The organism is Streptomyces johnsoniae (assembly GCF_031845565.1).
GTDB classification, from domain to species: domain Bacteria; phylum Actinomycetota; class Actinomycetes; order Streptomycetales; family Streptomycetaceae; genus Streptomyces; species Streptomyces johnsoniae.
This window is the reverse complement of record NZ_JAVREV010000128.1, coordinates 1-227: the sequence shown is the minus strand read 5'-3', so window position 1 is coordinate 227 and position 227 is coordinate 1. Positions and strand designations below refer to the sequence as shown.

The window sequence follows — 227 nt, the reverse complement described above, 5'->3', positions numbered from 1 at the left end:
CCTCAGAACACTCCAACAACCGCGAACGAAACACCTCCGACTCCCCCCACAACTCCACACCCATCCCCACCCACTGCGACCCCTGACCAGGAAACACAAACACCGGCCGATCAGACCCCACCACCACACGACCCCGCACCTCATCCCCACCCAACACCACCGCACGATGCCCCAACCCCGCACGCCCCACCGCCAACGACAACCCCACATCACCCAACGACACCTCA

1 protein-coding gene is annotated in these 227 nt (G+C 63.9%); it reads right to left on the bottom strand.

What is annotated here, in order from left to right; translation table 11 throughout:
* Window positions 1–97: acyltransferase domain-containing protein (locus RM779_RS33860; RefSeq protein WP_394813461.1), on the bottom strand; the 97-nt coding region annotated here is incomplete at its 3' end.
* Window positions 98–227 lie beyond the last annotated feature (130 nt).